A 26099-nucleotide genomic window follows, 5' to 3' on the forward strand; every position below is an offset into this window, starting at 1 on the left:
CGTCATGCTCGCCCGAGGCGCGCATCAGGTGCTCCTGATCATCGCGACCGTGGAGCGAGGGATGATCAGCGCAGACGCAGGCTCGAGGACACGACGAGCAGGGACGACAGCGCCATGGCCAGGCCGGCGAGCAGGGGGTTGAGCAGGCCCGCGACGGCCAGCGGGATCGCGGCGACGTTGTAGCCGAACGCCCAGGCGAGGTTCACGCGGATCGTGCGGTGGGTGGCGCGGGCGAGGGCGAGCGCCTCGGGGACCGCGGTGAGGTCGTCGCGCACGAGGATCACGTCGGCGGCCTCGAGCGCGACGTCGGTGCCCGTGCCGACGGCGAGGCCCAGGTCGGCGGCGGCGAGGGCCGGGCCGTCGTTGATCCCGTCGCCGACCATCGCGACGACCGCGCCCGCCGCGCGGCGCTCCGCCAGGACCGCGAGCTTGCCCTCGGGCAGCACCCCGGCGACGACGTCGTCGATCCCGACGGCCGCGGCCACCGTGCGGGCCGCGCGCTCGTGGTCGCCGGTGAGCAGCACGGGGTGCAGGCCGGCGGCGCGCAGGGCCGCGACGGCCGGGGCCGCGCTGGCCTTCACGTCGTCCGCGAGCACCACGGCCCCGTGCACCACACCGTCCCAGCCCACCGCCACGACCGTGTGCCCCGCGGCCTCGGCGTCGTCCCATGCCGCGCGCAGGTCGGAGGGCACCCCGACCTCGAACAGGTCGGGCCGCCCGACGGTCACCTCGGCGCCGTCCACGACCGCCCGCGCGCCCAGCCCGGGCAGGGCGACGAAATCGACCGGCGCGGGCACGTCCCCCGGGCCGTGGGCCACGACCGCCGTCGCGATCGCGTGCTCCGAGCCCCGCTCGACGGCGGCGGCGCGCGCCAGCACCAGGTCCGGCGAGTGACCGAGCACCGACACCACGGCCATCCGCCCCGTCGTCAGCGTCCCGGTCTTGTCGAGCACCACGGTGTCGACGCGGCGGCTCGTCTCGAGCGCGTGGTGCCCCTTGAGGAAGATGCCGCCCCGGGCCCCGCGCCCCGACGCCACGACCATCGCCATCGGCGTCGCCAGGCCCAGCGCGCACGGGCACGCGATCACGAGCACGGCGAGCGCGGGCGAGAACCAGTCCGCGCCGAGGAGCCACCACCCGAGCCCGGTCGCGAGGGACAGCACGACCACCGCCGGCACGAACCACGCCGAGATCCGGTCGACGAGGCGCTGGACGTCGGCCCTGTCGGCGCGGGCGTCCCGTACCAGGCGCACCATCCCGGCCAGCGCCGTCGCCTCGCCGACCGCGGTCGCCTCGACCACCAGCCGCCCGGAGACCGCCACCGTGCCGCCGACCACGGGGTCGCCGACATCCGCCTCGGACGGCACCGGCTCGCCGGTGAGCATGCTGCGGTCCACCGCCGAGCGCCCGGAGACCACCCGCCCGTCGGCCGCGACCTTCTCGCCGGGCCGCACCACGAACCGCGCGCCGACGTGGAGCTCGCCCACCGGCACGCGACGCTCGGTGCCGTCGTCGTCGAGCACCGTCACGTCGCGCGCGGCGAGCCGGGCGAGCGCGGCCAGCGCGTCGCCGGAGGCGCGGCGGGCCCGGCGCTCGACGTATCGACCGGCGAGGACGAACGTCGTCACGCCGGCCGCGACCTCGAGGTAGACGGGGCCGGAGGGGTGCAGCAGCAGGTCCCAGGTGCTCGCCGTCGGCGCCGGCCCGGCACCCCGCACGACCGCGACGAGCGACCACACGGTCGCCGCGACGATCCCGAGCGAGACCAGCGTGTCCATCGACGTCGTGCCGTGGCGCAGCCCGGCCAGCGCGCGCCGGTGCAGCGGCCACGCCGACCAGACGACCACCGGCGCGGCGAGCGCCGCGAGCACCCACGGCCAGCCGGGGAAGCGCAGCGAGGGCACCGCGGCCATCGCCAGCGCCAGGTCGGCCACCGGGACGAAGAGCGCGGCGGCGACCACGAGGCGACGCCACAGGTCGCGCAGCTCCGCGTCGTCGGACGGCCCGTCGTCCTCGCCCGACGACCCCGGGGACCCAGCGGACACCGGGCGCGCGGGCCGCGCCGTGTAGCCGAGCTTCCCGACGGTCTCGACGACCGTGGCCGTCGTGACCTCCGCGGACGCGAGCACGACCCGGGCGCCCTCCCCGGCGTAGTCGACGCTGGCCTCGACGCCGTCGAGGCGGTTGAGCCGGCGCTCGATCCGGGCCGCGCAGGCCGCGCACGACATGCCGCCGATCTCGAGGTCGAGGACGGTGGATTCGACGGACGGGGCCGTCACAGCCCCACCAGTCCCGCCGCCCACGCGGGGAACGTCGCCACGATCGCGACGACGATGACGAGGTACCAGGCGGCGAGCCCCCGGCCGTGACGGCGCAGCGACGCCGGCGCGCCGCCGAGCCGGCCCGCACGCAGGTTCTCGACCGTGACGCTCCAGAACATCGCGATGACCGCGACCCAGGCGACCATGCACCACGGGCACAGCGCACCGATGACCACGAGGCTCTGGACGATCAGCCAGTGCACGAACAGCATCCCGGCGGTCGTGCCCGCCTGCAGGCCCCACCAGGCCCAGCGCGGGAGCGCGGCCCCGCCGAGCACGAGGGCGCCCAGGGCCGCGGCGACGGGGAACGTCGCGAGCCCGATCACGGGGTTCGGGAAGCCGAGCACCGACGCCTGCGCCGTCCGCATGATCGTGCCGCAGGACAGCACCGGATCGATGCTGCAGGACGGGACGAACGTGGGGTCGGCAAGCAGCGCGAGCTTGTCAAGCAGGAGCAGCAGCGACACCACCGCGCCGACCAGGCCGCCGACGAGCAGCACGCCGCCGACGCCGCGCGAGGAGACGGCGGTGCCGTCGGGTGGGTCGTCGACCGCGTCCTCACCCGCCCGCGTGTCGGAGACGTCCACCCCCTGATGGTGCGCCCCGGCGACGGGGAGGACATCGGTGGGTGGGGACGGGATCGTGGCCATCGTCTACCGGTCGTCGGAGAGCTCCCGCGAGTTCCCGGATGCTTCGCACGTGAAGGAAGTGGGTCGCCCCCACGACCCGGATCACTCACGTGCCGAAGGCATCCGGCGGTCGGCGAGCGTCACGCCCGAGCGCGGGGTGTGGGGGTCCTCCTCGAACGCGAGGGTGACGAGCGCCGGCCCGCAGGACAGCAAGCGGCTCCGCCGCGCAGCACCGGTCGCACGTGAGGGTCCTGCCGGGGGCGGCCTAGACTCGACGGACGCAACCGGTGCAACCCCGGGCCGACGCAGGAGGAACCCGCCAGGTGGAACGGCAGCCCCGGACGAGCTCCCGATGACCAGGCCCGCAGGGCCGGACGGGCCGTCCCGCTCCGCCACGGGCTCGCCGTTGCCCCGCTACGGCTGGCTCGCCCGGGGTCGCGACTGGTGGCAGGCGCGTGCCGACGCCCGCGCCGGGCTCCCGAGCCTCGAGCCGGGACGCCCGGTCGGCACGCCGGCGCTGGAGGAGTTCCACCAGATGTTCCTGGCCCGGGTCCACCGCGAGCGACTGCGCGTCGACCTCGAGGTGTCGCCGATGCACCAGACCCGCGCGACCCTCGCGGCGCGCCTCCCGGAGACCGAGGAGGCGCTGGCCCGGGCCCGCGCGCGCCTCGACGCACTGCCGGTGCTCCTCGACACCGACCAGCTCGCCGTGCGCCGCGGAGGCGAGGGCGAGACCGCCGACGACGTCGTCGCCGCGCGCCGCGCCCGTGAGCACGAGGCGACCCGGCGGCCCCTCGTGGACGAGGGCGCGCGGCTGCACTCCCAGCTCACGCAGATGCGGGTGGAGTTCGCGCGTCTGGGCAGCTCGATCCGCGCGTGCGAGCTCGTCGGTGCCACCCGCGTCCGTCGGCTGCACGCGCAGGTCATGCGGCGGGTCAGCGCCTACGAGCGCCACCTCGTGCGCCGGCACCCGGCCGGCGACCGCATCGGCCCCGCGCTGGCCGCCCAGCACCCCGTCGTCCCGGGGTGGGTCGTCGCCGCCGAGACGGCCGACCCGGGTGCCGCGAGCGCCGGGGACGCGGGTCCCGTCCCGGCGTCGTCACCGCACGGCGCGACCCCGCCGTGGGGCACCGCCACCGCACCCGCCGCCCGCCGTGCCCCCGAGACCGCCACCGGGTCCGGCGCCCCGACCCACCAGGAGTAGCCATGCCCGATCGCAGGGCCACCCGCAGGTTCTGGCCCGGGCGCCGCAGCGAGACCGCCCGTCCCCCGACACCGACGCCGCCGTCGGGGCCCCAGCAGGGATCCTCGAGCGCGCCGCTCTCGCACCTGCCCGGGGTGAGCTTCGCCTCCGCGTCCCCGGAGGAGCGCCGCTTCGCCCAGGTCTACGCGGCCGACCGCGTCGGGCCCATGCCCTACCCGAATCAGGCCAGCCCCGACATCGGGGCGGCACGGGGCCGCGTGCGCACGCTCGTCGCCGAGCTGCTCGAGGGCGTCGACGAGGGCACGGGTGGCGCGCTCGACCCGCTGATCGCGTCCTGGGCCTCGGGGTGGCTCTCGCGCATCGACTCCCAGCACGCCGACCACCAGGCCGTCATCGACCGCCTCGTCGGCGGTGCGCGCCAGCAGCTGGCCGACGCCGAGGCCGCGCACGAACGCGACCGCCGCGCGCTCGCGATCGCCCGGCGCGACTACGACGAGGCCCGCGATCGGCTCACGGAACCGGTCGGGGGTGACGACCAGGAGGACGGGCCGTCCGCGCCGGGTACCGCCCGCCCGGGCGGCCGCCACGCGGATCGCGCCGGGGGCCGGCCGGGGGACCGCACCGAGGACTTCTACGTACCCCCGGCCGATCCGCCGACCGGCCCCCTCCCGCGCCCGCCGTCCGGGCGCGGGCCGAGCGACCCGTCGACCTACCCGTCGACCTACACTGCGCCGTCCTCCCCCGACCGTGGAGACCCGATGACCGACGACCGTGCCGACAGGGCCGACAGGTCGGGCCGATGAGCGCCGACGGCGGCCTCCGCGCGCGCCTCGGCCGCTCCCGGGGGGACGGCGGCGAGCCGCGCGACGGCGTCCGGCCGCGCTCCTACCGCGACGCCACCCTGATGATCAACCGTTCGCGGGAGGACTACCTCTCGCTGACGATCATCCTGCTCGCCATCGGCGGCGACATCGCGGCGTTCTACGTCGTGCTCGCCCGCGTGTTCCGGGGCTCGCCGCTGCTCATCGTGCTCGGCACGGTCGGGTTCGCGGCCGCGGCGGTGGGGCTCGCGCACCTCGTCGGCCAGGGCCTCGCGCGGCGGCGCTGCGGCGACCCGCGCGCGTCGGTCACCCTCACCGTCCTGGCGGCGCTGACCTGGCTCCTGCTGGGCGTCAGCGCGTTCTACACCCGGCTCATGACCCCGAGCAGCTCCTCGTCCGGCGGCTTCGGGTCCGGGTCCGGGGGTGGGTTCGGGTCGGGCGGCTCCGGCGGCGGGGGCTTCGGCTCGGGCGGCTCCGGCGGCGGCTTCGGCGGTGGCTTCGGCGGCTCGTCGTCGGGCATCGAGCTGACCGCGCTGCTGCCTGCGATGCTGTTCGGTGCCCTGTTCCTGGCCAGCGGGATCGCCGCGATGGTGGCGACGTTCCTGTCGTTCAACCCGGTCGCGGGCGCCCTGCGCCGCGCCGAGCGCCGCATGCAGGACGCGACCGAGTCCGAGCGCGCGAGCCGCGCCGAGCTGGAGCGTGCCCGCGAGGCGCTGCGCCAGCAGGAGAACGAGCGCGAGCGCGAGGACCAGCGCTGGCGCGCGGCCCGCCAGCAGGTGGTGGCCGAGATGCTCGAGCTGCAGAACTACGCCCGCACCCTCATGGCCTCGAAGAAGGGGAACCCGTCGGTCACCGACGGGCTCACCGGCTCGGCGTTCTACCCGCTGTTCACGCCGGCCAACGAGGTCGTACCCGGCGAGGAGGCGCCGCCGGAGATGCGCCCGTTCACCCCGACCGTCCCCGAGCCCAGCCCGAACGGAGACCATCGTTGACGAGCCGCACTGCCGGCCTGCTGTCCGTTCTGCTGGCCGCGGCGCTGGCCGCCGGCTGCTCGAGCGGTGAGGACGCCGCCGGCGGCGGGTTCTCCGGCGGCGCCGGGGGCGCGCTGTCCTGCCCGGTGCCGGTAGGTCCACTGGCGTTCGCGGTCTCCGGCCGCGCGAACAGCCCGGAGCCGGGACTGCCGCAGGCCGTCCAGGACGCCACGGTCTCGGTGCTCACCCGGGCCGTCGACGAGGGCTACGAGCCCCGCGTCACGCTGGTCAACGTGGACGGCCGGCCCGTGTCGGCGGGCAGCGAGACGTTCTCCAGCGACGCCGGCAACGGCATCGCCGCCGAGGACGACCGCAACCAGTTCCTCAACGGGTTCGGCGAGGCGGTGACGGGCCTGCGGGCGCAGACCCCGGAGATCGACGTGCTCACCGCCCTCGACCTCGCGGGGCGCTCCGCCGGCGGCAACCGGCCGGGCACCGTCGTCCTCGTCGACTCCGGGCTCTCGACCGTCGCCCCGCTCGACTTCCGCCAGCGCGGGCTGCTCGACGCGCCGCCCGCCGAGACCGTCGAGGCCCTGCGGGCGAACAACGCGCTGCCGGGGCTGCAGGGCGAGACGGTCGTCCTCGCGGGCCTCGGCGACGTCGCCGAGCCCCAGCCGGCGCTCAGCCCCGCCCAGCGCTCCTCGCTGGTCGCGCTGTGGACGGCGATCGCCACCGCGGGCGGCGCCTCGTGCGTCGCGGTGGTCGACGAGCCCCGCGGCGGGGATGCCCCGAGCGACGCGCCGGCGGTGAGCGTCGTGGACGTCCCGCCGCCGCCGACGATCACGCCGGGACAGACCACCGCGCTCCCGGACGACAATTCCGTCGGTTTCCAGCCGGACACCGCCGAGTTCCGCGACCGGAATGCCGCGCGCGCCGTCCTCACGCCGTTCGCGCAGTTCCTCACGGAATCGCCGTCGCGACGGATCGCGCTCACCGGCACCAGTGCGCGCGCCGGCACCGAGGCCGGTCAGGTCGACCTCTCGACCCGGCGCGCGGAGGCCGTGAAGGCCCTGCTCGTCGAGCTCGGTGCGCCGGCGGACCGCATCTCCACCCGCGGGGTGGGCAGCCGCTTCCCCGGCTACGTCAACGACGTGGGCCCGGACGGGCGTCAGCTGCCGGGACCCGCCAGCGCCAACCGCACGGTGATCGTCGAGCCCTCCGGGTAACCGCCCGGTCACACGCGGTCCCCACGTCGGCTCCCACGCATTCCCGCGGAAACGTGGCTGCCGTCACAGCACGATGTGGTCACGGAGATCCTCCGGCACACGCACCCGGTCGGAGCAGCGTCGATGGCGCCTTTCGCCTCACAGTGTGACGTCGCGCTGAATCGATTCTGACGACCGTACGGACCTGCTGGTGCTTCCGGCTCGGCGCCTGCCTGCCTAGCGTCGTCTCCCCGGAAGCGTCACCGACGTCCGGAGGACACATGACCACAGCCGCAGACCGGAGCCCCGACACCGCGGCTGGCCTCGAGGAGACCTACACCGAGGCCGATGTTCATCAGGAGTTCGGGGAGAACCCGAACGAGGTCCGAGACACGAACCACTACCAAGAGGAATACGTCAAGGGGTTCGTGGACAAGTGGGACGACTACATCGGCTGGGAGGGTCGCGCCGCCAGCGAGGGGTCGTTCTTCATCGACCAGCTCAGTGCCCGCGGGGTCGAGAAGGTTCTCGACGTCGCGACGGGCACCGGGTTCAACTCGGTCCAGCTCCTGAAGGCCGGTTTCGAGACGGTCTCCGCCGACGGCAGTGCGGAGATGCTCGCGAAGGCCTTCCAGAACGGTCGCCAGCACGGGCACGTCCTGCGCGTGGTCCAGGCCGACTGGCGCTGGCTCAACCGCGATGTCCACGGTGAGTACGACGCCATCATCTGCCTCGGGAACTCGTTCACCCACCTGTTCAACGAACGGGACCGCCGCAAGGCGCTGGCCGAGTTCTACGCGATGCTCAAGCACGACGGCGTCCTGATCCTCGATCAGCGCAACTACGACGAGATTCTCGACAACGGCTTCTCGTCGAAGCACAAGTTCTTCTACTGCGGCGACACCGTGACCGCGGAGCCCGAGTACATCGACGACGGGCTCGCCCGTTTCCGGTACACGTTCCACGACGACGGTTCGGTGTACCACCTCAACATGTTCCCGCTGCGCAAGGACTACGTGCGCCGGCTCATGCGTGAGGTCGGGTTCCAGAAGATCGACTCGTACGGCGACTTCCAGGAGACCTACGGGACCGAGAGCCCCGACTTCTGGATCCATGTCGCGGAGAAGACCTACCGACCGGACGATGAATTGACCGAGAACTACTCGACCGCGGTCCACACCGCGCGCGACTACTACAACTCGACCGACGCCGACACCTTCTACCACGAGGTGTGGGGCGGCGAGGACATCCACGTCGGGCTCTACAACAGCCCCGACGAGCCCATCGCCCCCGCCTCGCAGCGGACGGTGGAGCGGATGGCCGAGGGCATGAACATCACCGCGGAGACCCGCATCCTCGACATGGGCGCGGGCTACGGCGGTTCGGCGCGCTGGCTGGCCAAGACCTACGGCTGCCACGTGACGTGCCTGAACCTCTCCGAGGTCGAGAACGACCGGAACCGCGAGAAGAACCGCGCGCAGGGCCTCGACCACCTCGTCGACGTCGTCGACGGGTCGTTCGAGAGCATGCCGGTGCAGGACAACTACTACGACCTCGTCTGGTCGCAGGACGCGTTCCTGCACTCCGGCGAGCGCCGTGAGGTCGTCGCCGAGATCAACCGCGTCCTCGTGCCGGGCGGTCAGGTCGTCTTCACCGACCCGATGGCCGACGACAACGCCGACACGTCGGCGCTCGCGCCGATCCTCGCGCGCCTGCACCTCGACACCCTCGGGTCGCCGGGCTTCTACCGCGAGGAGTTCGCGAAGCACGGCTTCAACGACTTCACCTTCGAGGACCACACGGACCAGCTCACGACCCACTACGGGCGCGTGCTCTCCGAGCTCGAGGCGGCGGAGCCGAAGTTCAAGGGCACCATCTCCGACGAGTACATCTCGAACATGAAGACGGGCCTGAAGAACTGGGTGAACGGCGGCAAGAGCGGCCAGCTCAGCTGGGGCATCTTCCGCATCCGTCGCTGACGGAACCCTGCACGACACGCTGTGACGCGCGGGGCCGGCCGGGCCTTCCCGGCCGGCCCCGTGTTGCGTTCCGGGGTGTTGTCAGCGTGGGAGCCGTGCTGACAATCCCACGCAGCACGCCGATAGGGTCAGGAAATCCCCCAGCTCGCGCTGCTGAGGTCGACGTCGTCCAGCGCGCCGGCGAGCGCCGCGGCCACGGCCTCGCGACGACCCGGATCGCGGCGCAGCGACCGGGAAAGCTCCAGGTGCACGAACGCCGCGCCGCACGCCGCCGCGTCGAGGCCCTGCACGTTGCGGCGCCCCAGGAGGTCCGCCCAGCGCGGGTCCTCCCCCGTGCCCACGCGCTCCCCCGCCGCCCGCAGCCGCGCCTCCACGATGTCGAGCAGCGGCCCGCCCGCCGCGGCGCCCGGCGAGAGCACGACGTCGACGTCGTCACGGTCCGCGAACCCGTGCAGCTGGATCTGGGGCAGCCCCCGCGCGGTGAGGACCGACGCCACCCGGGAGAAGGGCGCGTCGGCACGGGACGAGACGTCGGCCGGGCAGTCGACGCGGTCGGTGGCCTCCGGCGGCGCCCCGGCGATGCGGTGCGCCCCGGCCTGGAGCAGGAGGGCGCCGGCACGGCGGTCGCGCAGGGCGAGCCCGACGAGCTCGGTGTCGAGGTCGGCGTTCGGGTGCGGCACCTCGACGACGACGTCCGGCACCACCCCGGGCCGCAGGACGACGACGAGCCACGCGCGCTCGCTCGTCGGGTCGGAGGCGAGCACGAGCGTGTCCCCGGAGACCGTGGCCTCGAGGCCCAGCGACGCGGCGCCTGCGGTCTCGCCCCGCCCGAGCGCGGAGGCCAGCGCCTCGAGCGCCGCGCACTCGCCGTCGTCGGGTGGGCGGTAGGGCACGCGGCGCGTCATCGCTGGGACGAGGTCGGCGACGAACGCCGTCACGTCGATCTCGCCCACCGGCACGACTCTGCCAGTCGCGGTGCCCCGGCCGAGGGGCACGTCCGACCTGGGCGGGGTGCCCCTCGCCCACCGCGGAGGTCAGTGCGCGTGCTGCGGCGGGCCCCAGACGGGACGGGAGGCGGCGACGGGCGTGCCCGGCGCACGGCCGCGACGGATCGGCGCGCGGCGCGGGGGCCGCGGGCCGTGCGCGCCGGGTGCGGGCGGCGGGGCGGCCGGTGCGCCGACCGGGGCGAGGGCGCGCGGCGCGGCCGACGCCGGGGTGACCGACGTCGGCGCGTCCGGGGGCGGCACGGTCGGCGGCGCCGCGAGCCCCCGCGGCGGGACGGGCGCGACCGGGCCGGCCGGCGCGACCGGGCCGACCGGCGCGACCGGGCCGACCGGCGCGAGCCCCGGGACACCGGTGTGCGCGGTGGCCGCCGCAGGCGAGCCGGGCAGGACCGTCGTGGTGGCCGGCGGCGCGGGGGCCAGGGTGATCAGTGCGGACTTCCGGCGCCCAGGAGCAGCGAGGGACCCGTTCGCTGCGGCGGGGGCCGGCGCGCCGGGCGCGTCCGTCGTCGCGACGTAGGGCCACGGGCCCCGGCGGACGGGGGCGCTCGCGAGGCGGCGGCGGGAGCGTCCGGGCGGCCCCGCGGGCCCGTCCTCGAGCCGCGCGTGGCGCCCGTTCGGTCCGGATGCCGGTGCTCCGGGAGGTGCGGCCGGTGCTGCCATGCGGACCAGTGTGGACGTCCCCGAACGCCCGTCCTGCCCGGGGGACGGGGGTTGGGCCGATCCAGTGGCAGCCCCGCGGACCGTCGTGACGGGACGCAGCGCAGGATGGGAGGACGACCCGTCCGTGGCCGTCGCTCCTCCTGCCGGAGCAACGTCCGCGTGAGGGTCGGACGTCCGAGCACCGGGGCCCCGCGCCGACGACGCCGCGCGACCCCCGTCGATCGCCCACCCGTCGCACCAGGGAAGCTGAGGCCCATGACGTCCTTGTCGTCGTCACCGACCGATCCCGGGGCCGTCGACGGTCCGCACCCGGTGTTCACCGAGTCGTCCCGCCTCCAGGCGCGACTGCACGACCTCGTCCCGGGCGGGGCCCACACCTACGCCCGAGGGTCCGACCAGTACCCCGAGCACATGACGCCGATCATCGAGCGCGGCCGGGGCGCGCGGGTCTGGGACGTCGACGGCAACGCCTACGTCGAGTACGGCATGGGCCTGCGGTCGGTGACGCTCGGGCACGCCTACGAGCCGGTGAACGCGGCGGTGCGCGAGGCGCTCGACCGGGGGATGAGCTTCTCGCGCCCCAGCCGGCTCGAGGTGGACGCCGCCGAGGACTTCCTGGGCCTCGTGTCGGGCGCGGACATGGTGAAGTTCGCCAAGAACGGCTCCGACGCCACGACCGCGGCGCTCAAGCTCGCGCGCGCCGCCACCGGGCGCGAGACGGTGGCCGTCGCCGACCAGCCGTTCTTCTCCACGGACGACTGGTTCATCGGCAACACCCCGATGAACGCCGGCATCCCCGACGCGGTCCGCGCGGGCACCGTCGGCTTCACCTACAACGACCTCGGCTCGCTGCGCGCGCTCTTCGACGCCCACCCCGGCCGCATCGCCGCGGTGTTCATGGAGGCCGCGACCGCGCTGCACGACCCCGCGCCCGGTTTCCTCGAGGGCGTGCGCGAGATGTGCACGGCCGAGGGCACGGTGCTCGTCTTCGACGAGATGATCACCGGATTCCGCTGGTCGGCGAGCGGCGCGCAGGCCGTCTACGGCGTCACCCCCGATCTGTCCACGTGGGGCAAGGCGATGGGCAACGGCTTCCCGGTCTCGGCGCTGGCCGGGCGCCGGGAGCTCATGGAGCTCGGCGGGCTGCGCACCGACGCCGACCGCGTCTTCCTGCTCTCCACCACCCACGGTCCCGAGACGGCCGGGCTCACCGCGTTCCGCGCCGTCGTGGAGGCCTACCGCCGCGAGGACCCGGTGGCCACGATGCGCCGCCAGGGCACGACGCTCGCCGAGGCGTGCAACGAGGTCGTCGCCGCGGCCGGGCTCGGCGAGTTCGTCGACGTCGTCGGGCACCCCGCCTGCCTCGTCTTCCGCACCCGCGACGCCTCGGGCCGGCCGTCGCAGGAGATGCGCACGGTGTTCCTCGCCGAGCTGCTGCGCCGCGGCGTCCTCGGGCAGTCGTTCGTCATCTCGGCGGCGCACACCGACGCCGACGTCGAGCAGACCGTCAACGCCGTCGCCGGGGCGCTGCCCGCCTACGGGCGCGCGCTCGAGCTCGGCGCCGACGCGGTGCTCGACGGCCGTCCCGTCGCGCCGGCGCTGCGCTCCACGGCCGCCCCGAGGCGACTGCGGTGACGAGGGCGGGGGGACGCTGGCTCGTCACCGGCGGCGCGGGCTACATCGGCGCGCACACCGTGCGGGCGCTGCGGGCACGGGGCGACGCCGTGGTGGTGCTCGACGACCTCTCCACCGGGCTCACCGAACGCGTCGACGACGACGTCCCCCTCGTGCGCGCGAGCGTGCTCGACGAGGACACGGTCGCCGCGACGCTCGCCGAGCACCGCCTCGACGGTGTCCTGCACTTCGCCGCGCGCAAGAGCGTGCCCGAGTCGGTCGCGCAGCCGCTGTACTACTGGCGCGAGAACGTCGAGGGCCTGCGCAGCGTCCTCGCGGCCTGCGGGCGCGCCGGGGTGGAGCGGTTCGTCTACTCGTCGAGCGCCGCGGTCTACGGCGCGACGACGGGGGCCGCGGTGGCCGAGGACGACCCGTGCGAGCCGGTGAACCCGTACGGCACCACCAAGCTCGCCGGGGAGTGGCTGCTCGCCGACGTGCACCGCGCCACCGGCCTGCGCTACGTCGCGCTGCGCTACTTCAACGTCGCCGGCGCCCGCGACGCGCGCCTCGCCGACCGGGGGCAGGCGAACCTCGTGCCGATCGCGCTCGACGCCGTCGCGCGCGGTGGGGCGCCGACCGTGTTCGGCACCGACTACGACACCCCCGACGGCAGCTGCGTCCGCGACTTCGTGCACGTCGACGACCTCGCCGACGCCCACGTCGCCGCCACGGGCCTGCTCGACGAGCCGTGCGCCGAGACCCTCAACGTCGGCGTCGGTCGGGGCTTCTCGGTGCTCGAGGTGATGGCCACGGTCGGTCGCGTCGCCGGGCGCCCGGTCACACCGGTGATCGCGCCGCGACGCCCGGGCGACCCCGCGGCCGTGGTCGCCGACGTCTCGCGCATCGCCGGACGCCTCGGGTGGCGCGCCCGTCACGACCTCGACGACATCGTCGCCTCGGCCTGGGACGCGCGGGTCAGCCCGTCGGCGTCAGGGTCCTGACGGCGCGGTTCGCCACCCTCCGCGCCACCCCCGTGCCCTTGCGGGCGACCTTGCCGAACAGCTCGCCGACGTCGGTGAGCGGCGTGAGCACGATCCGGTGCATCGCGAACGGCGGCTCGTTCGGCCCGACGAGACCCGGACGGGTGGTGATGGCCGCGCGGTAGCCCGCACCGCGCGCCACGGACATCGTCCGCTCGTCGTAGTCGCCGGCGTTGCCGTTGGGGTAGGCGAGCAGGTCGACGGTCTGCCCCAGGCCCTCCTCGAGCGCGCGGCGCGACGCGGTGAGCTCGTGGCGCTGGGTGCCCTCGTCCTCGCGGGAGAGGATCGGGTGGGTGACGGTGTGCGACCCGATGCCGTGCCCGGTGGCCGCGAGCGCCCGCGCGCCGTCCCAGTCGAGGAACATCGGCGGACGCGGGGGCGGGGGCGGGGCGATGCGCTCGGCGATGCGGGCGACCGCCTCGACGCGCGTGGCGCGGTCGACGAGCTTGAGCTCGTCCTTCAGGGCGTCCTGCGCGGCGCGGCGGGCCGTCGGCGTCGAGAGGTCGTGGGTGCGGCCGGCCCACTCGAGGCTCGGCGCGGTGACGCGGTCGAACGCGTCCGCGAGATCCTCCCACCAGGCGCCGATGCGCCCCGAGAGGATGTCGGAGACGAGGAAGAACGTGCCGTGCATCCCGCGGCGGTCGAGCGCGGGCACGGCGGCGTCGAGCCAGTCGGCGTAGCCGTCGTCGAACGTCAGCGCCACGGCCCGCGGGGGCAGCTCGCCGCCCGCGGCCAGGGTGTCGACGGCCTCGGAGAGCGGAACGACGGTGCCCAGCCGGTCGATCGCCGCGAGCTGACGCTCGAAGCCGCGGCGCCCGGCGCCCGGGTCGGCGGGGTAGAAGGGCGTCGGGTCGATGTTGTGCCAGCCCAGCACGAGCAGCCGTCGACTCATGGCGACCGAGCGTATCGGCACCCCGGAACGCGCCGACGAAGCGGCTTTTCTCGCACCCAGTGCCAGCGTGGACGCAGGGCTTGCACCCGGCGGGTGCTCAGCGCGAGCGCGTCCCCGGCATGCGGGCGAGGACGGGCTTGGCGATGTCGCGCAGGCGCGCGCGCAGCTCCGGGGACAGGCCGTCGGTGGCGCGGCGCACCCCGGCGTCGACCTGGGCCAGCAACCGCGTCGGGTCGAGCGCGCCGGCGACGACGAGGGTCTCGACCGCGCGCTCGTCGGTGGCGAAGCGGGCCTTGTAGGTCTCGTTGCCGAGCAGCAGGTCGTACTCGTCGGCGCCCTCCTCGATGGCCTCACGGACCGTGTGCGCCATGAGCACCAGGCCGACGCTCCTGTCCGCCCACGCGGTGTCGAAACCGGCCTGGAAGTACGCGTAGCGCCCACCGATGCGCCACGCGTAGAGCGCCGCGACCGCCGTGGGAGATCCGTGGGTCGAGCCCCGCTCCCCTGTCGGCGTGCTGTGCTCATTCCCGTCTTCCGGCACCTCGAGGAACGACATCCGCAGCCATCCCCGCTCCAGCGCGGCGGCCGCGAAGTCGGAGTGGAAGGCGTGCACGGCGGGACTCGTGATCGTCGAGCCGCCCTCGCGCTCGTCCCACCGCGAGTTGTGCAGGCGGAAGAACTCCGCGACGTCGACCCGGACCTCGCCCGGTACGGCCGTCGCGCGGAACGTCGCGCCCTCGCCGTCGACGAGCGCACGCTCCTTGCGGCGGACCTGGCTGCGGAAGTTGCGGCTGCGCGCGCCGAGGAACGTGTCCCACGTGTGGCCGGTCAGCGGGACGTAGGGCATGACGCTGCCCCGCAGCCGGGTGGCCGCGACCCGCCCGCGCAGGCCCTCGCCCAGCGCGCCGACCCACGGGGCGCCGGCGTCGACGTTGTGCAGCACGACGGCCTCGCGCCCCAGCGCGCGCGCCGCGGCGCGGGCGACCTCGGCCTCGCGCCCGGCGACCGCCACGGGGGCGAAGCGGTCGCCCACGTTGGCGCCCGCGAAGCGCACGGTGCGCCCCGAGCGGCACAGCGGCAGCAGGCCCGCCAGCGCGCCGTCGGCGTCGCGCACGCGCACCACGAACGGCGGGGCGTCGGCGCCGTAGTGGCGGGCGTAGGCGCCGTACCACTCGGGCGTCGTGAACGCGTTCCCGGCGGCCTCGGCCAGGGCGCGCCACTCGTCGACCAGACCCGGCTCGTCGGCGGGGTCGGCGAGGATCTCGACGTCAGGGCTCACGAATCCGAGGCTAACGGGCGCTCCGGTTCCCCCATCGGGGCCGACCCGCGACTCAACCTCCGGCCGTGCCGGACGTCTTCAGGAACAGTGAGCGGAGATTCGGCGTCGGGACCGGGTCCACTGCCCGACGGCGGTGGCCCGGAAACGCCTCGGTACCGTGGAAACGCCCCGGCGCGCGGATCCGCTCCCCAACGGCCCGACGCGACCCCGACCCTTCTGCGAGGACCCCCTGCGATGAAGGTCAGTGTCTTCGGTCTCGGCTACGTGGGCACGGTGAGCGCCGCGTGCCTGGCCACGGAGGGCCACGACGTCGTCGGTGTCGACGTCAACCCGGCCAAGCTCGCGATGATCGGCGAGGGCCGCACGCCCGTCGTCGAGGAGCGCATCGGCGAGATCATCGCCGAGGTCGTCGCCTCCGGACGGCTGACGGTCACCGACGACGTCGCTGCCGCGATCCACGGCACCGACCTCTCGCTGGTGTGTGTCGGCACGCCCTCGGCGCCCAACGGCAGCCTCGACACCACCTACCTGCAGCGCGCCGCGCAGGAGATCGGCGGCGCGCTCGCGACGCGCGACGACAGCGCGGGCCGCCACACCGTGGTCTTCCGCTCGACGATGCTGCCCGGCACCTGCCTGGGCGTCCTCGTGCCGCTGCTCGAGGAGGCCTCGGGCCTCATCGCCGGCCAGGACTTCGGCGTCGCGGTGAACCCCGAGTTCCTGCGCGAGGGCTCGAGCGTCAAGGACTTCTACGACCCGCCCAAGACCGTGGTCGGCGAGCTCGACCCGGTCAGCGGGGACGCGGTCCTCTCCCTCTACGCCGGCCTCGGGGCCCCGGAGTTCCGGGTCGAACCGCCGGTGGCCGAGATGACGAAGTACGTCGACAACACGTTCCACGGGCTCAAGATCGGGTTCGCCAACGAGATCGGCGCCCTGGCCCGCGAGCTCGGCGTCGACTCCCACGACGTCATGGAGATCTTCCTGTCGGACACCAAGCTGAACATCAGCCCGGCGTACCTGCGCCCGGGCTTCGCGTTCGGCGGCTCGTGCCTGCCCAAGGACCTGCGCGGGCTGGTGCACGCCGCGCGCCGCCACGACGTCCGTGTGCCGATCCTCGAGAACGTCCTCCCGTCCAACGACGAGCACATCCAGCGCGCGTTCGAGCACGTCGCGGCCACCGGCAAGCGGCGGGTCGGCGTGTTCGGCCTCGCGTTCAAGGGCGGCACCGACGACCTGCGCGAGAGCCCGCTGGTCGAGCTCTGCGAGCGGATGCTCGGCAAGGGCTACGACCTGCGCATCTACGACCCCGCCGTCGTCGAGTCGGCGCTGCTCGGGGCCAACCGCGCGTTCATCGAGGCCCACCTGCCACACCTGCGTGACCTCCTCGTCGACACCGTCGCCGAGGTCGTCGACCACGCGGAGGTGCTCGTCGTCGGGAAGGCGGACGACGACGTCCGCACCGCGCTCGGCCACGGCACCCCCGTGCCCGTGATCGACCTCGTCCGGCTCCCGGACGCGGCGGCGCGTCGCCAACAGGAGGGATATGTCGGCCTTGCCTGGTAGAGCCCTGATCGTCGTCGAGAACCTCTCGGTCCCGTTCGACCGGCGGGTGTGGCAGGAGTGCCAGACCCTCACCGGCCACGGCTGGGAGGTCGAGGTGATCTGCCCGCTGGGAACGAAGCGGGACACCGAGACCGAGATCGTCATCGACGGCGTCCGGATCCACCGCTACCCCCTCGTGGCCGCCACCGGGGGGCCGCAGGGCTACCTCAAGGAGTACGGCACCGCCCTCTGGCACACGAACCGTCTGATCAAGCGCATCCAGAAGCGCGCGCCGGTCGACGTGGTCCACCTGTGCAACCCGCCGGACCTGCTGTTCCTCCCCGCGCTGCGCGCGAAGGCCCGCGGCGCCCGGATCATCTTCGACCAGCACGACCTCGTGCCGGAGCTCTACCTCTCGCGGTTCCGCGAGAAGCGCGACTCGATGTACTGGGCGATGCGCCTGCTGGAGTGGGGTACCTACCGCACCGCGGACACCGTCATCGCCACCAACGAGAGCTACCGCGCCGTGGCCACCGGACGCGGCCGGGTGCCGGTCGAGGACACGTTCGTCGTCCGCAGCGCGCCGGCGGTCGAGCGGTTCCGGCTGCGCGAGGCCGAGCCGGCGCTGGCCCGCGGTCGCGAGCACCTGCTCTGCTACCTCGGCGTCATGGGCCCGCAGGACGGCGTCGACTACGCGATCCGCGCGCTGGCCGACCTCGCCGAGCGCCGCGACGACTGGCACGCGGTCTTCATGGGCACCGGCGACGCGTTCGACGACGTCGTCGCCCTGTCCCACGCCCACGGGCTCGACGACCGCGTGACGTTCACCGGGCGTATCTCCGACTCCGACGTGCTGCGGCACCTGTCCACCGCGTCAGTGTGCCTGGCCCCGGACCCGCGCAACCCGCTCAACGACGTGTCCACCATGAACAAGATCATGGAGTACATGGCGATGGGGCGGCCCGTGGTGTCGTTCGACCTGGTCGAGGCGCGCGTCTCGGCGGGCGAGGCGGCGGTCTACGCCCGTCCCAACGACGTCGGCGAGTTCGCGGGCCTGGTGTCCGAGCTGCTCGACGACCCCCGTCGCCGCGCGGCGATGGGCGAGATCGGCGTGGAACGGGTTTCCGGGCCGCTCTCGTGGACGAACTCCGAGAAGGAACTGCTGGCCGCGTACGAATCGGCCACGCGAGGCCGCTGAGCATGAACCACGCCGCCGACCCCGCGCGAAGGCGCTCCGACGGGCGAAGCACGTCTGAGACTCCGACGCTCGACATTAGGATGCCGGCAGGTAGCCGCTCCGAGCGACACGCCGAGGACCCGAGGAAAGGCACGTCATGAGCCCGCTCCAGATCCAGTGGGATCGCATCCGTCGCCGGTGGGTGCTGATCCTGGTCATCGGCATCGTGGCGGCGGCCGGTTCGCTGGGGGCCTCGCTCCTGCAGGGATCGACCTACACGGGCCGGTCCGCGCTGACGATCGTCTCGCAGGACCGCGCACCCGAGCAGGACACCGTCCTCGCTCAGGGCTACGCCGACTACTTCAACCAGGCGTCGTCGCAGCAGCAGTTGCGCCAGACCGCGGGTATCGACTCCTCGGTGGGCCTCAACGCCCGCATCGCCGCCGCCAGCCCGATCGTGTACATCGAGGCCGTCGCGGACAGCCCCGAGGTCGCCTCGGACGCCGCGACGAAGATGGCCGTCGCCCTGCGCGACGACGTCAACTCCAGCCTCGGTGGCGACTCGCAGGCCCGGCAGCTCGCCGACCTCAACCAGCAGCTCGCCGCGGCCCAGCGGACCGGCGACCAAGCCCAGGTGAGCACGCTCCAGCGCCAGATCAGCGACCTCCAGGGCCAGAGCACCAACCAGCTGCAGGATCTCCAGCTCAACGCCGGTGTCGTCGCCAACCCCACGAACGCGGGCCGCAACGCCGCCGCCGCCCTGGTCGGCGGTCTGCTCCTCGGCGCCCTGCTCGCCATGGCGCTGGGCCGCTTCGAGAACCGCATCGTGACCCCGAACGAGGTCCGCGACCGCCTCGGCCTCCAGGTCCTCGCGGCCGTCGGCGGCAAGCGGAAGTCCGGTGAGAACGCCCGCAACGAGATGCTGCGCGCGCTCATGGGCCTCACCAACGCGCACGGCATGCCCGTGCCGGGCTCGCTCGCGATCACCGGCCCCACCACGACGCGCGCCTCGAAGACCCGGGTCGCCGTCGCGCTCGCCGGCCTGCGCGCGCTGCAGGGCCAGACGACGCTGCTGGTCCAGGCCGACTTCGAGAGCGACGCCGGCGGCTCGTCGGAGCTCGCCTCGATGTCCGGTGTGGCCGACTTCCTCGCCGAGCGCGGCGACAGCCGTCTCGACGGCAAGGTGTTCTCCAACGGCCGCGCGCTGCTGGTGTCCCCCCGGGGCAGCAAGCGCGACGACCTGTTCGCGCTGTTCTCCCGCTCGCACGTCTCGCGCCTGCTCCAGCAGGGCTCGATGCTCGCCGACCTGGTGATCATCGACGCCCCGCCGGTCCAGTCCGTCGAGGGCCAGGTCGTGTGCTCCGCCGCCGACCGCTCGCTGCTGGTGGTCGAGGAGGGCGAGACCCGCTCCCGCGACGCCTCCGCGGCGCTCGAGGCGTTGGCGCAGGCCGGCGGCACCGCCCTCGGCGTCGTGCTCGTCCGCAACCCGAGCCAGCTCGTCGACCCCGGCTTCCTCGCCGAGCGCTCCTGGTCGCCGGTCCGTCTGCCGGCCGGCCCGTCCGTGCCGCAGGCCCGCCCGGCGCCCGCCGGTGGCCCCGGTGGCCCCGGTGGTCCGGGCGTGCCCGCCGGCCAGCCCGGTCCCGGGCGCCCGGCTCAGGTCCCGCCGGCCGACCGCACGGCCCCGATCTCCCGCGAGAAGCTCGAGGAGGCCCGCGCCGCGATGGGCGCCGGCGCCGCCGGAGCAGCGGCGGGTGCCGCGGCCGGCTCGGCCTCGGCCGGTCCGGAGGGCACCCACGGCGCCCCCGTGAACGGTGCTGCGAAGCCCACCAACGGCACCGCGGTGCGCAGCGGGACCGGAAGCTCCGGAGCCTCCGCCCCGAAGGCCACCAACGGCGCGCCCGTCGACCGTCCCTCGCCGCGACGCGAGGAGCGCCGGGACGACAAGCCAACGGGCGGCGCGTCCGCCTCCGGCGCGAAGCCGTCCCCGGGCGCGAAGCCCTCCCCGGGCGGCCAGCCGGGTTCCGGCCCGGGTGCCCCGTCGGGCGGCCAGCCCGGTGACCGCTCCGGCGGCCCCCAGGGCGGCACGAAGCCTCCGGCCGGCGGCACGGGCCCCTCGGCCGGTGGCACGGGCCCGTCGGCCGGCGGCACGTCGTCGCCGTCGGCGACCGCCGCTCCCGCGAAGCCGACCCCCGGTGGCGCTCCCGGTCAGCCCGCGCCGTCGGGCCCCGAGGGTGCGCCCGGCGTCAGTGTGCACACCCGCCGCGGCTCGGGCGTGAAGCCCTCGCCGAGCCCGAAGCCCGGCGTCGGAGCCGGCCCGCAGCCGAAGGGCCCCCAGCCCGCCGGCGGCCAGCAGGGCGCCCCGCAGAACGGGCAGCCCTCCGCGTCCGCCCGCCCGGCCGCCTCGGCGCCGAAGCCGGCCACGTCGTCCGGCTCGAAGGCCGGGAGCGCGTCGGCGTCGCCGAGCTCGCCCCCCGGCGCGAAGCGCGTCGGCACGGCGCGGTTCTCCTCCAGCGCCTCCTCCGGCGCGGCCCCGAACGGCAACGGCGGCTCGCCGTCGTCGAAGGACGGCGCCCCGGCCAAGGGCACGGACAGCGCGGCCCCGAGCGCGCAGCAGGCCGGCGGGCTCTCCGCCCCCACGGTCACGCTGCGCACGGAGAAGTGAGCCTGCTCCCGGGGCGCTTCCGCGCCTCGTCCCGCCGTGACCTGGTCATCGGCGCCATCACGGTCGTCGGCGTCCTCGGGCTCGCGTTCGCGGCGCCCGACGACGTCGGCATCCTGCTGGCGGCCCTGGCCGTGGGGGCCGGGGTGGGCCTGCTGGCCCTGAGCAACCCGCTGCTGGCACTGCTGCTGGTGTTCGTCTCGAGCTTCCTGCGCACCGCGCAGAAGGAGTTCGTCTCGATGGAGGCCCTGACCCCGGCGTTCTACGCGATGGTGCTCGCCCTCGCGCTCGCCGTGGCCCAGCGCGCCAAGCAGATGCCCCGGCTCGGGGTCATCGAGTGGCTGATGACGGTCTACGTCGTCTGGAACGTCCTCTCGATGTGGCTGCCGCACGAGTACGAGGCGATCGACCCGGTCACGGGCGCGTCCGTCGACGTCTGGCGCTGGATCTTCAGCGGCGTCCTGCTGCCGATCGTGGTGTACGTCGTGGCCAAGAGCGTCCTCGACGACGAGCGCTCCGTGCGCTACCTGCTGTGGACGACTGTCGCGATGGGCGCGTACTCGGCGTGGGTCAGCATCCTGCAGTTCCACGGGCCGAAGTCGCTGGTCTGGCCGTCGTACATCGTCGACTCGCCGAACTGGAAGGGCCGCGCGAACGGGGTGTTCAACCAGCCCGTCGTCAACGGGATGATCCTGGTCATCGCGTTCGTGGTCTGCCTGTTCCTGGCGTCCCGCCCGGACACCAAGAAGTGGATGCGCTGGGCGCTGTGGGGCCTCGCGGGGCTCCTCGCCTACTCGGTCTACCTCACCCACACCCGCGCCGCGCTGCTCGCGCTGGTCGTCGTGGTCGGGCTCGGCATCGTCTTCGCCGCCGGATGGCGCCGTGCGTTCGTCGTCTCCGGCCTGCTCGGTCTCGCGGCCGTCGGGGCCAACGCGTCGACGTTCTTCTCGAGCGACCGGTCGGCCGGCGGTGTCGGGTCGTCGAACGAGGTCTACGACCGGCTCAACATCATGGCCACCTCGCTGCGTGCGATCGGCGAGCACCCGTTCGTCGGGATCGGCATCGGCCGCTTCCAGGTCTACAACACCTACGAGCACGTCACGTGGTCGCAGGAGATCGACTGGAACCGCGGGCTCGGCATCATCTCGCACGAGAACGAGCTCGGGATCGGCGCCGAGCTCGGCATCCCGGGCCTGCTCATGTGGCTCGCGATCCTCGTGACCGTGTTCTGGGCGCTGTGGCGGGCGATGCACGACCTGCCGCGCGACACGTTCCTCGGCGCCCCGCTGGCCCTGGTCGGCGGGATGGCGATGACGGTTCTCGTGGTCAACGGCATCACCGTCGACCTGCGCGTCCTCGACTTCGCCAGCATGATCCCGTTCCTCTACGCCGGCATGGTCGTGGGTCAGCTCGACCGCTTCAACGCCGTCCGCTTCACCGCCCGCCCGGGTGCGGCCGGGGGCGGTCTGCCCGGCGGGATGACGCCCGACGAGGTCTCGGCCTGGTACGACGCGCACCCGCGCGACGGAGCCGACCGGGCCGCGGGCTCCACCCGTGGGCGCGGTGGCCTCGTGGGGGCCCCGTGACGGGACGCGCCCCGCGCACCCTGTGGGTCTCCACGAGCACGACCACCCAGGGCGGCATCGCCACCTGCGTGCGGACGCTGTCGGCGACGGGGCTCTGGGAACGCTGGGGCGTCCGGCACGTCGCCACGCACCGCGACGGGTCGTCGGCGACCAAGGCGCTGACCTTCGCCCGCGGCCTCGTGCGCTACGCGGCCGAGATGGTGCTGCGCCGGCCCGACCTGGTGCACATCCACATGTCGTCGGCCGGCAGCTTCGTGCGCAAGGCCGCGCTGGCCTGGCTCGCGTACCTGCTGCGGGTGCCGGTGGTGCTGCACGTGCACTCGGGGCGCTTCCACCTCTTCCACGACCGCGCTCCGGCACCGGTGCGCCGGGTCATCGCCGCGACGCTCTCGCGTGCCGACGTCGTGATCGCGCTCGGCGAGCTGATGCGCAGCCGGCTCGCGGCGATCGCCCCGGACGCCCGCCTCACCTCGCTGCCCAACCCCGTCCCGATCTCCCCGGTCACCCGGCGGCCCGCGGGCGCGGCACCGCACGTGGTCTTCCTCGGGCGCATCTGGGACAAGAAGGGCGCGTTCGCGCTGCTCGAGGCCTGGGCCAAGGTCGGCGCCGGCGGCGGTCACCTCACGATGGCCGGCGACGGCGAGCACGAGCGGGCGCGTACGACGGCCCGCGAGCTGGGCGTGGCCGACTCGGTGACCGTGCACGACTGGCTCTCGACCGCCCAGGTGGACGAGCTGCTCGCCGACGCCGACGTCCTCGCGCTGCCCTCGGAGAACGAGGGCCAGCCGATGGTCGTGCTCGAGGCGATGTCGCGCGGGCTCGCGGTGCTCGCGACGCGCGTCGGCGGGATCCCCGAGATCGTCTCCGACGGCGTCGAGGGACTGCTCGTGCCGTCGCACGACGCGGGGGCGCTGGCCGACGCGCTCGGCGACCTGCTCGCCGACGAGGGCCGCCGGCGCGCCCTGGGCGAGGCCGGTGCGGCCCGAGCACGGGCCGAGTTCGCCGCCGACGCCGTGTCGGCGCGCATCGAGGGCATCTATCACGAGGTCCTGTCCGGGCGCGGACAGAGGGCTCGGGGGCCCGTGTCGTCCCCCTCGCTACGCTCGGATACATGATCGACGGAACGGTCACGCAGTGAGACGGCCCCGACGCCCGGTGCAGACCGAGGGCCCGCTGCGGGTCCTGTTCGTCGTCCCGCACATGGCCGTCGGCGGGGCCGAGCGCCACGTCGCCACGCTGCTCACGGGGTTCGACCCCGACCGCTTCGCCGGCTCGCTGCTGTGCCTCCAGCAGCAGGGCGGCCCGGGCACCGACCTGGCCACCGTCCGGGACGCCGGCCTCCCCACCGTCGAGCTGCACCGCGGCAAGCGCAACGTGCCCGGCCTGCTCGTCGACCTCGTGCGCCACCTGCGCCGCGAGCGTCCCGACGTCGTGATCCTGCGCGGCTTCAACGCCGAGACCCTGGGCCGCATCGCCGGCGTGCTGGCCGGTGTGCCGCGCCTCGCGGTGTGGGTGCACAACTGCGGCGACGTCGTCCCGCACAGCCGCCTGCGCCGCGCCGTCGACGGGGCGCTGGCCAAGGTCACCGACGCCGTCTACGGCGTCGCCCACGCCCAGACGCCCTACATCACCGGCGAGCTCGGCCACGACGCCGACAAGGTCCGCATCGTGCACAACGGCACCCAGCTCGGGTTCACGACGCCGGAGGCCTCCGGTCGCGACACCGCGCTCGCGCACGAGCTGGGCGTCGCCGACGACGAGCTGGTCATCGGCACCGCGGCGGTCATGCGCCCGGAGAAGGACCAGGCCACGCTGCTGCGGGCCTTCCGGCTTGTGGCCGACGCGCGTGCCGACGTGAAGCTCCTGCTCGCCGGCGACGGCCGCGAGCGCCCGCGCCTCGAGGCCCTGGTCGACGAGCTCGGCCTCCGCGAGCGGGTCCTGTTCCTGGGCCATCGCGACGACGTGCCGCGCCTGCTGCGGGTGTTCGACGTCTTCACGCTCAGCAGCAAGACCGTGGAGTGCTTCCCGATGTCGGTGCTCGAGGCGATGAGCGCCTCGCTGCCGGCGGTGTGCACCGCGGTCGGCGGGGTGCCCGAGATGATCGAGGACGGCGTCACCGGCCGCGTCGTGCCCCGCGAGGACCCCGAGGCGCTGGCCGCCGCGTTCCTCGACGTGCTGGGCGACCCGGCCCGCGCCCGGGCCATGGGGCTCGCGGGCCGCCGCCGGGTGCGCGAGGAGTTCACCCTGCGGCGCTCGATCGACCGCGCGCAGGCCGTCATCGAGGAGACCGCCGGGCGGCCCGTCCGGGAGACCGATGCCCTCGCGGCCGGACGCTGAGGCCGGCCGGCACGGGCCGGTCCGGGTCACCCTCGTCCTCGACGTCGCCGCGGTCGGCGGGGCCGAGATCGTCCTGCGCAACACGTTCGCGCACCTCGACCCGCGCCGGGTCGTCGCCGATGTCGTGTGCCTGCGCGAGGCCGGCCCGCTGGCCGACGACTTCCGGTCCGTCACGGACGGCGTCGTCACGTTGCCGCGCGGTGGGCGTCTCGACCGTGCCGGTCTCGGACGCATCCCGCGCCTGGTGCGCCACTTCCGGCGTCGCCGCACCGACGTCGTCGTCGTCTCGCACCACCACCGCGCGGCGCTGACGCTCGCGCGGATCGCGGCGGTCCTGGCGGGAGCGCGGTCGGTCGTCGCCGCCCATGACATGGACCTCACCCGCGTCGGGTCGCGCGTCCTGCCGCGCCACGTCGTGGAGACGCTGTTCCTGAGCTCGGGGCTGGCGCTGCTCGCCCCCAGCCAGGGCCGCTACCTGCACGACGAGGAGGGCGTGGGCGCCTCCTGGCGCAGCCGGGCGCGCGAGTACGTCGTCCCCAACGGGATCCCGGCGCCCGAGCCCGTGCCACCCGAGCGCCGCGCCGAGGTGCGCGCCGAGCTCGGCGTCGCCGACGACGACGTCGTGGTGCTCATGGTGGCGCGGCTGAGCCGGCAGAAGGCCCACGACGTCATGCTCGACGCGATCGCCCGCGCCGACCGCCCGAACCTCCGGCTGGTCGTCGTCGGCGACGGCAAGCGACGCGAGGAGCTCGAGGCGCTGGTCGCGGAGCGGGGCCTGGAGAAGGCGGTGACGTTCCTCGGGCTGCGCCGCGACGTCCCGCGGCTGCTCGCGGGCGGGGACGTGTTCGCGCTGTCCTCGGTGCACGAGGGCGTCCCGATCTCGGTGATCGAGGCGATGACCGCCGGGCTGCCGGTGGTGGCCACCGACGTCGGCGCGCTGCGCGACCAGGTCACCGAGGGCGTCGACGGCTTCCTCGTCCCGTCCGGCGACGCCGAGGGGCTCGCCGGGCGCCTCGCCCGGCTCGCCGACGACCCCGCGCTGCGCGCCGAGCTCGGGTGTCGCGCGCAGGAGCGTGCCCGCGCCGAGTTCACCGTCGAGAACACCGCCGCGGCGTTCACCGAGATGGTCGAGTCGGTGGCCCGGCGCCGGGCCTGATCGGCGCCCCGCCTACCGTGCTCCGT

General features: G+C 74.7%; 20 protein-coding genes. 14 read left to right on the top strand and 6 right to left on the bottom strand.

Annotation, left to right across the window (positions count from 1 at the left end):
- Window positions 1–65: 65 nt before the first annotated feature.
- Window positions 66–2279 carry a heavy metal translocating P-type ATPase gene (locus tag PH189_RS19980; protein ID WP_274190588.1) on the bottom strand — a complete coding sequence of 738 codons (2214 nt, stop codon included), beginning with the start codon at window positions 2277–2279 and terminating at the stop codon, window positions 66–68.
- Window positions 2276–2908, bottom strand: coding sequence for a vitamin K epoxide reductase family protein (locus PH189_RS19985; protein ID WP_274190589.1), 633 nt, complete (start codon window positions 2906–2908; stop codon window positions 2276–2278). Before PH189_RS19985 ends, PH189_RS19980 begins: the two co-directional genes overlap by 4 nt.
- A 394-nt stretch (window positions 2909–3302) precedes the next feature.
- Between PH189_RS19985 and PH189_RS19990 the strand changes: the two genes are divergently transcribed.
- The 5 genes from PH189_RS19990 to PH189_RS20010 all read left to right on the top strand — a co-directional run bounded on the left by PH189_RS19990 (window position 3303) and on the right by PH189_RS20010 (window position 9130).
- Window positions 3303–4154 carry a hypothetical protein gene (locus PH189_RS19990; RefSeq protein ID WP_274190590.1) on the top strand — a complete coding sequence of 284 codons (852 nt, stop codon included), beginning with the start codon at window positions 3303–3305 and terminating at the stop codon, window positions 4152–4154.
- Window positions 4155–4156: 2 nt separating this feature from the next.
- On the top strand, window positions 4157–4957 hold the full coding sequence (locus PH189_RS19995; protein ID WP_274190591.1) for a hypothetical protein: 801 nt from the start codon (window positions 4157–4159) through the stop codon (window positions 4955–4957).
- Complete coding sequence (locus tag PH189_RS20000; protein WP_274190592.1) at window positions 4954–5967, top strand: hypothetical protein; 1014 nt, start codon at window positions 4954–4956, stop codon at window positions 5965–5967. Before PH189_RS19995 ends, PH189_RS20000 begins: the two co-directional genes overlap by 4 nt.
- Window positions 5964–7172, top strand: coding sequence for an OmpA family protein (locus PH189_RS20005; RefSeq protein WP_274190593.1), 1209 nt, complete (start codon window positions 5964–5966; stop codon window positions 7170–7172). The genes PH189_RS20000 and PH189_RS20005 overlap by 4 nt, the downstream gene beginning before the upstream one ends.
- 260 nt (window positions 7173–7432) lie before the next feature.
- A complete protein-coding gene (locus PH189_RS20010) occupies window positions 7433–9130 on the top strand; it encodes a glycine/sarcosine N-methyltransferase (protein WP_274190594.1) in 1698 nt (565 codons plus the stop codon).
- Between the two features lie 128 nt (window positions 9131–9258).
- Here PH189_RS20010 and PH189_RS20015 read toward each other — a convergent pair whose 3' ends face one another.
- On the bottom strand, window positions 9259–10083 hold the full coding sequence (locus tag PH189_RS20015; RefSeq protein WP_274190595.1) for a hypothetical protein: 825 nt from the start codon (window positions 10081–10083) through the stop codon (window positions 9259–9261).
- A gap of 81 nt (window positions 10084–10164) precedes the next feature.
- Complete coding sequence (locus PH189_RS20020) at window positions 10165–10794, bottom strand: hypothetical protein (RefSeq protein WP_274190596.1); 630 nt, start codon at window positions 10792–10794, stop codon at window positions 10165–10167.
- Between the two features lie 255 nt (window positions 10795–11049).
- Between PH189_RS20020 and PH189_RS20025 the strand changes: the two genes are divergently transcribed.
- Both PH189_RS20025 and galE read left to right on the top strand, forming a co-directional pair.
- Window positions 11050–12429 carry a glutamate-1-semialdehyde 2,1-aminomutase gene (locus PH189_RS20025; protein WP_274190597.1) on the top strand — a complete coding sequence of 460 codons (1380 nt, stop codon included), beginning with the start codon at window positions 11050–11052 and terminating at the stop codon, window positions 12427–12429.
- Window positions 12426–13409: a UDP-glucose 4-epimerase GalE gene (gene galE / locus PH189_RS20030; RefSeq protein ID WP_274190598.1), complete on the top strand. Its 984-nt coding sequence runs from the start codon at window positions 12426–12428 to the stop codon at window positions 13407–13409. Before PH189_RS20025 ends, galE begins: the two co-directional genes overlap by 4 nt.
- Here galE and PH189_RS20035 read toward each other — a convergent pair.
- Complete coding sequence (locus PH189_RS20035; protein WP_274190599.1) at window positions 13384–14340, bottom strand: polysaccharide deacetylase family protein; 957 nt, start codon at window positions 14338–14340, stop codon at window positions 13384–13386. The genes galE and PH189_RS20035 overlap by 26 nt on opposite strands.
- Window positions 14341–14437: 97 nt before the next feature.
- Window positions 14438–15619, bottom strand: a complete 1182-nt coding sequence (locus PH189_RS20040; protein ID WP_274190600.1) for a GNAT family N-acetyltransferase — start codon at window positions 15617–15619, stop codon at window positions 14438–14440.
- Between the two features lie 234 nt (window positions 15620–15853).
- Between PH189_RS20040 and PH189_RS20045 the strand changes: the two genes are divergently transcribed.
- The 7 genes from PH189_RS20045 to PH189_RS20075 all read left to right on the top strand — a co-directional run bounded on the left by PH189_RS20045 (window position 15854) and on the right by PH189_RS20075 (window position 26073).
- Window positions 15854–17179, top strand: coding sequence for a nucleotide sugar dehydrogenase (locus PH189_RS20045; protein ID WP_274190601.1), 1326 nt, complete (start codon window positions 15854–15856; stop codon window positions 17177–17179).
- On the top strand, window positions 17160–18356 hold the full coding sequence (locus PH189_RS20050) for a glycosyltransferase family 4 protein (protein ID WP_274190602.1): 1197 nt from the start codon (window positions 17160–17162) through the stop codon (window positions 18354–18356). The genes PH189_RS20045 and PH189_RS20050 overlap by 20 nt, the downstream gene beginning before the upstream one ends.
- 136 nt (window positions 18357–18492) lie before the next feature.
- Window positions 18493–20997, top strand: a complete 2505-nt coding sequence (locus PH189_RS20055) for a hypothetical protein (RefSeq protein WP_274190603.1) — start codon at window positions 18493–18495, stop codon at window positions 20995–20997.
- Window positions 20994–22580 (top strand): O-antigen ligase family protein, encoded by a 1587-nt coding sequence (locus tag PH189_RS20060; protein WP_274190604.1) that lies wholly within the window; start codon window positions 20994–20996, stop codon window positions 22578–22580. The genes PH189_RS20055 and PH189_RS20060 overlap by 4 nt, the downstream gene beginning before the upstream one ends.
- Complete coding sequence (locus PH189_RS20065; protein ID WP_274190605.1) at window positions 22577–23695, top strand: glycosyltransferase family 4 protein; 1119 nt, start codon at window positions 22577–22579, stop codon at window positions 23693–23695. The genes PH189_RS20060 and PH189_RS20065 overlap by 4 nt, the downstream gene beginning before the upstream one ends.
- 19 nt (window positions 23696–23714) lie before the next feature.
- Window positions 23715–24917: a glycosyltransferase gene (locus PH189_RS20070; RefSeq protein WP_274190606.1), complete on the top strand. Its 1203-nt coding sequence runs from the start codon at window positions 23715–23717 to the stop codon at window positions 24915–24917.
- On the top strand, window positions 24895–26073 hold the full coding sequence (locus PH189_RS20075) for a glycosyltransferase (protein WP_274190607.1): 1179 nt from the start codon (window positions 24895–24897) through the stop codon (window positions 26071–26073). Before PH189_RS20070 ends, PH189_RS20075 begins: the two co-directional genes overlap by 23 nt.
- Window positions 26074–26099: the final 26 nt, after the last annotated feature.

The sequence above is a fragment of the Actinomycetospora chibensis genome, assembly GCF_028737215.1.
In the GTDB taxonomy this organism is placed as follows: Bacteria; Actinomycetota; Actinomycetes; order Mycobacteriales; family Pseudonocardiaceae; genus Actinomycetospora; species Actinomycetospora chibensis.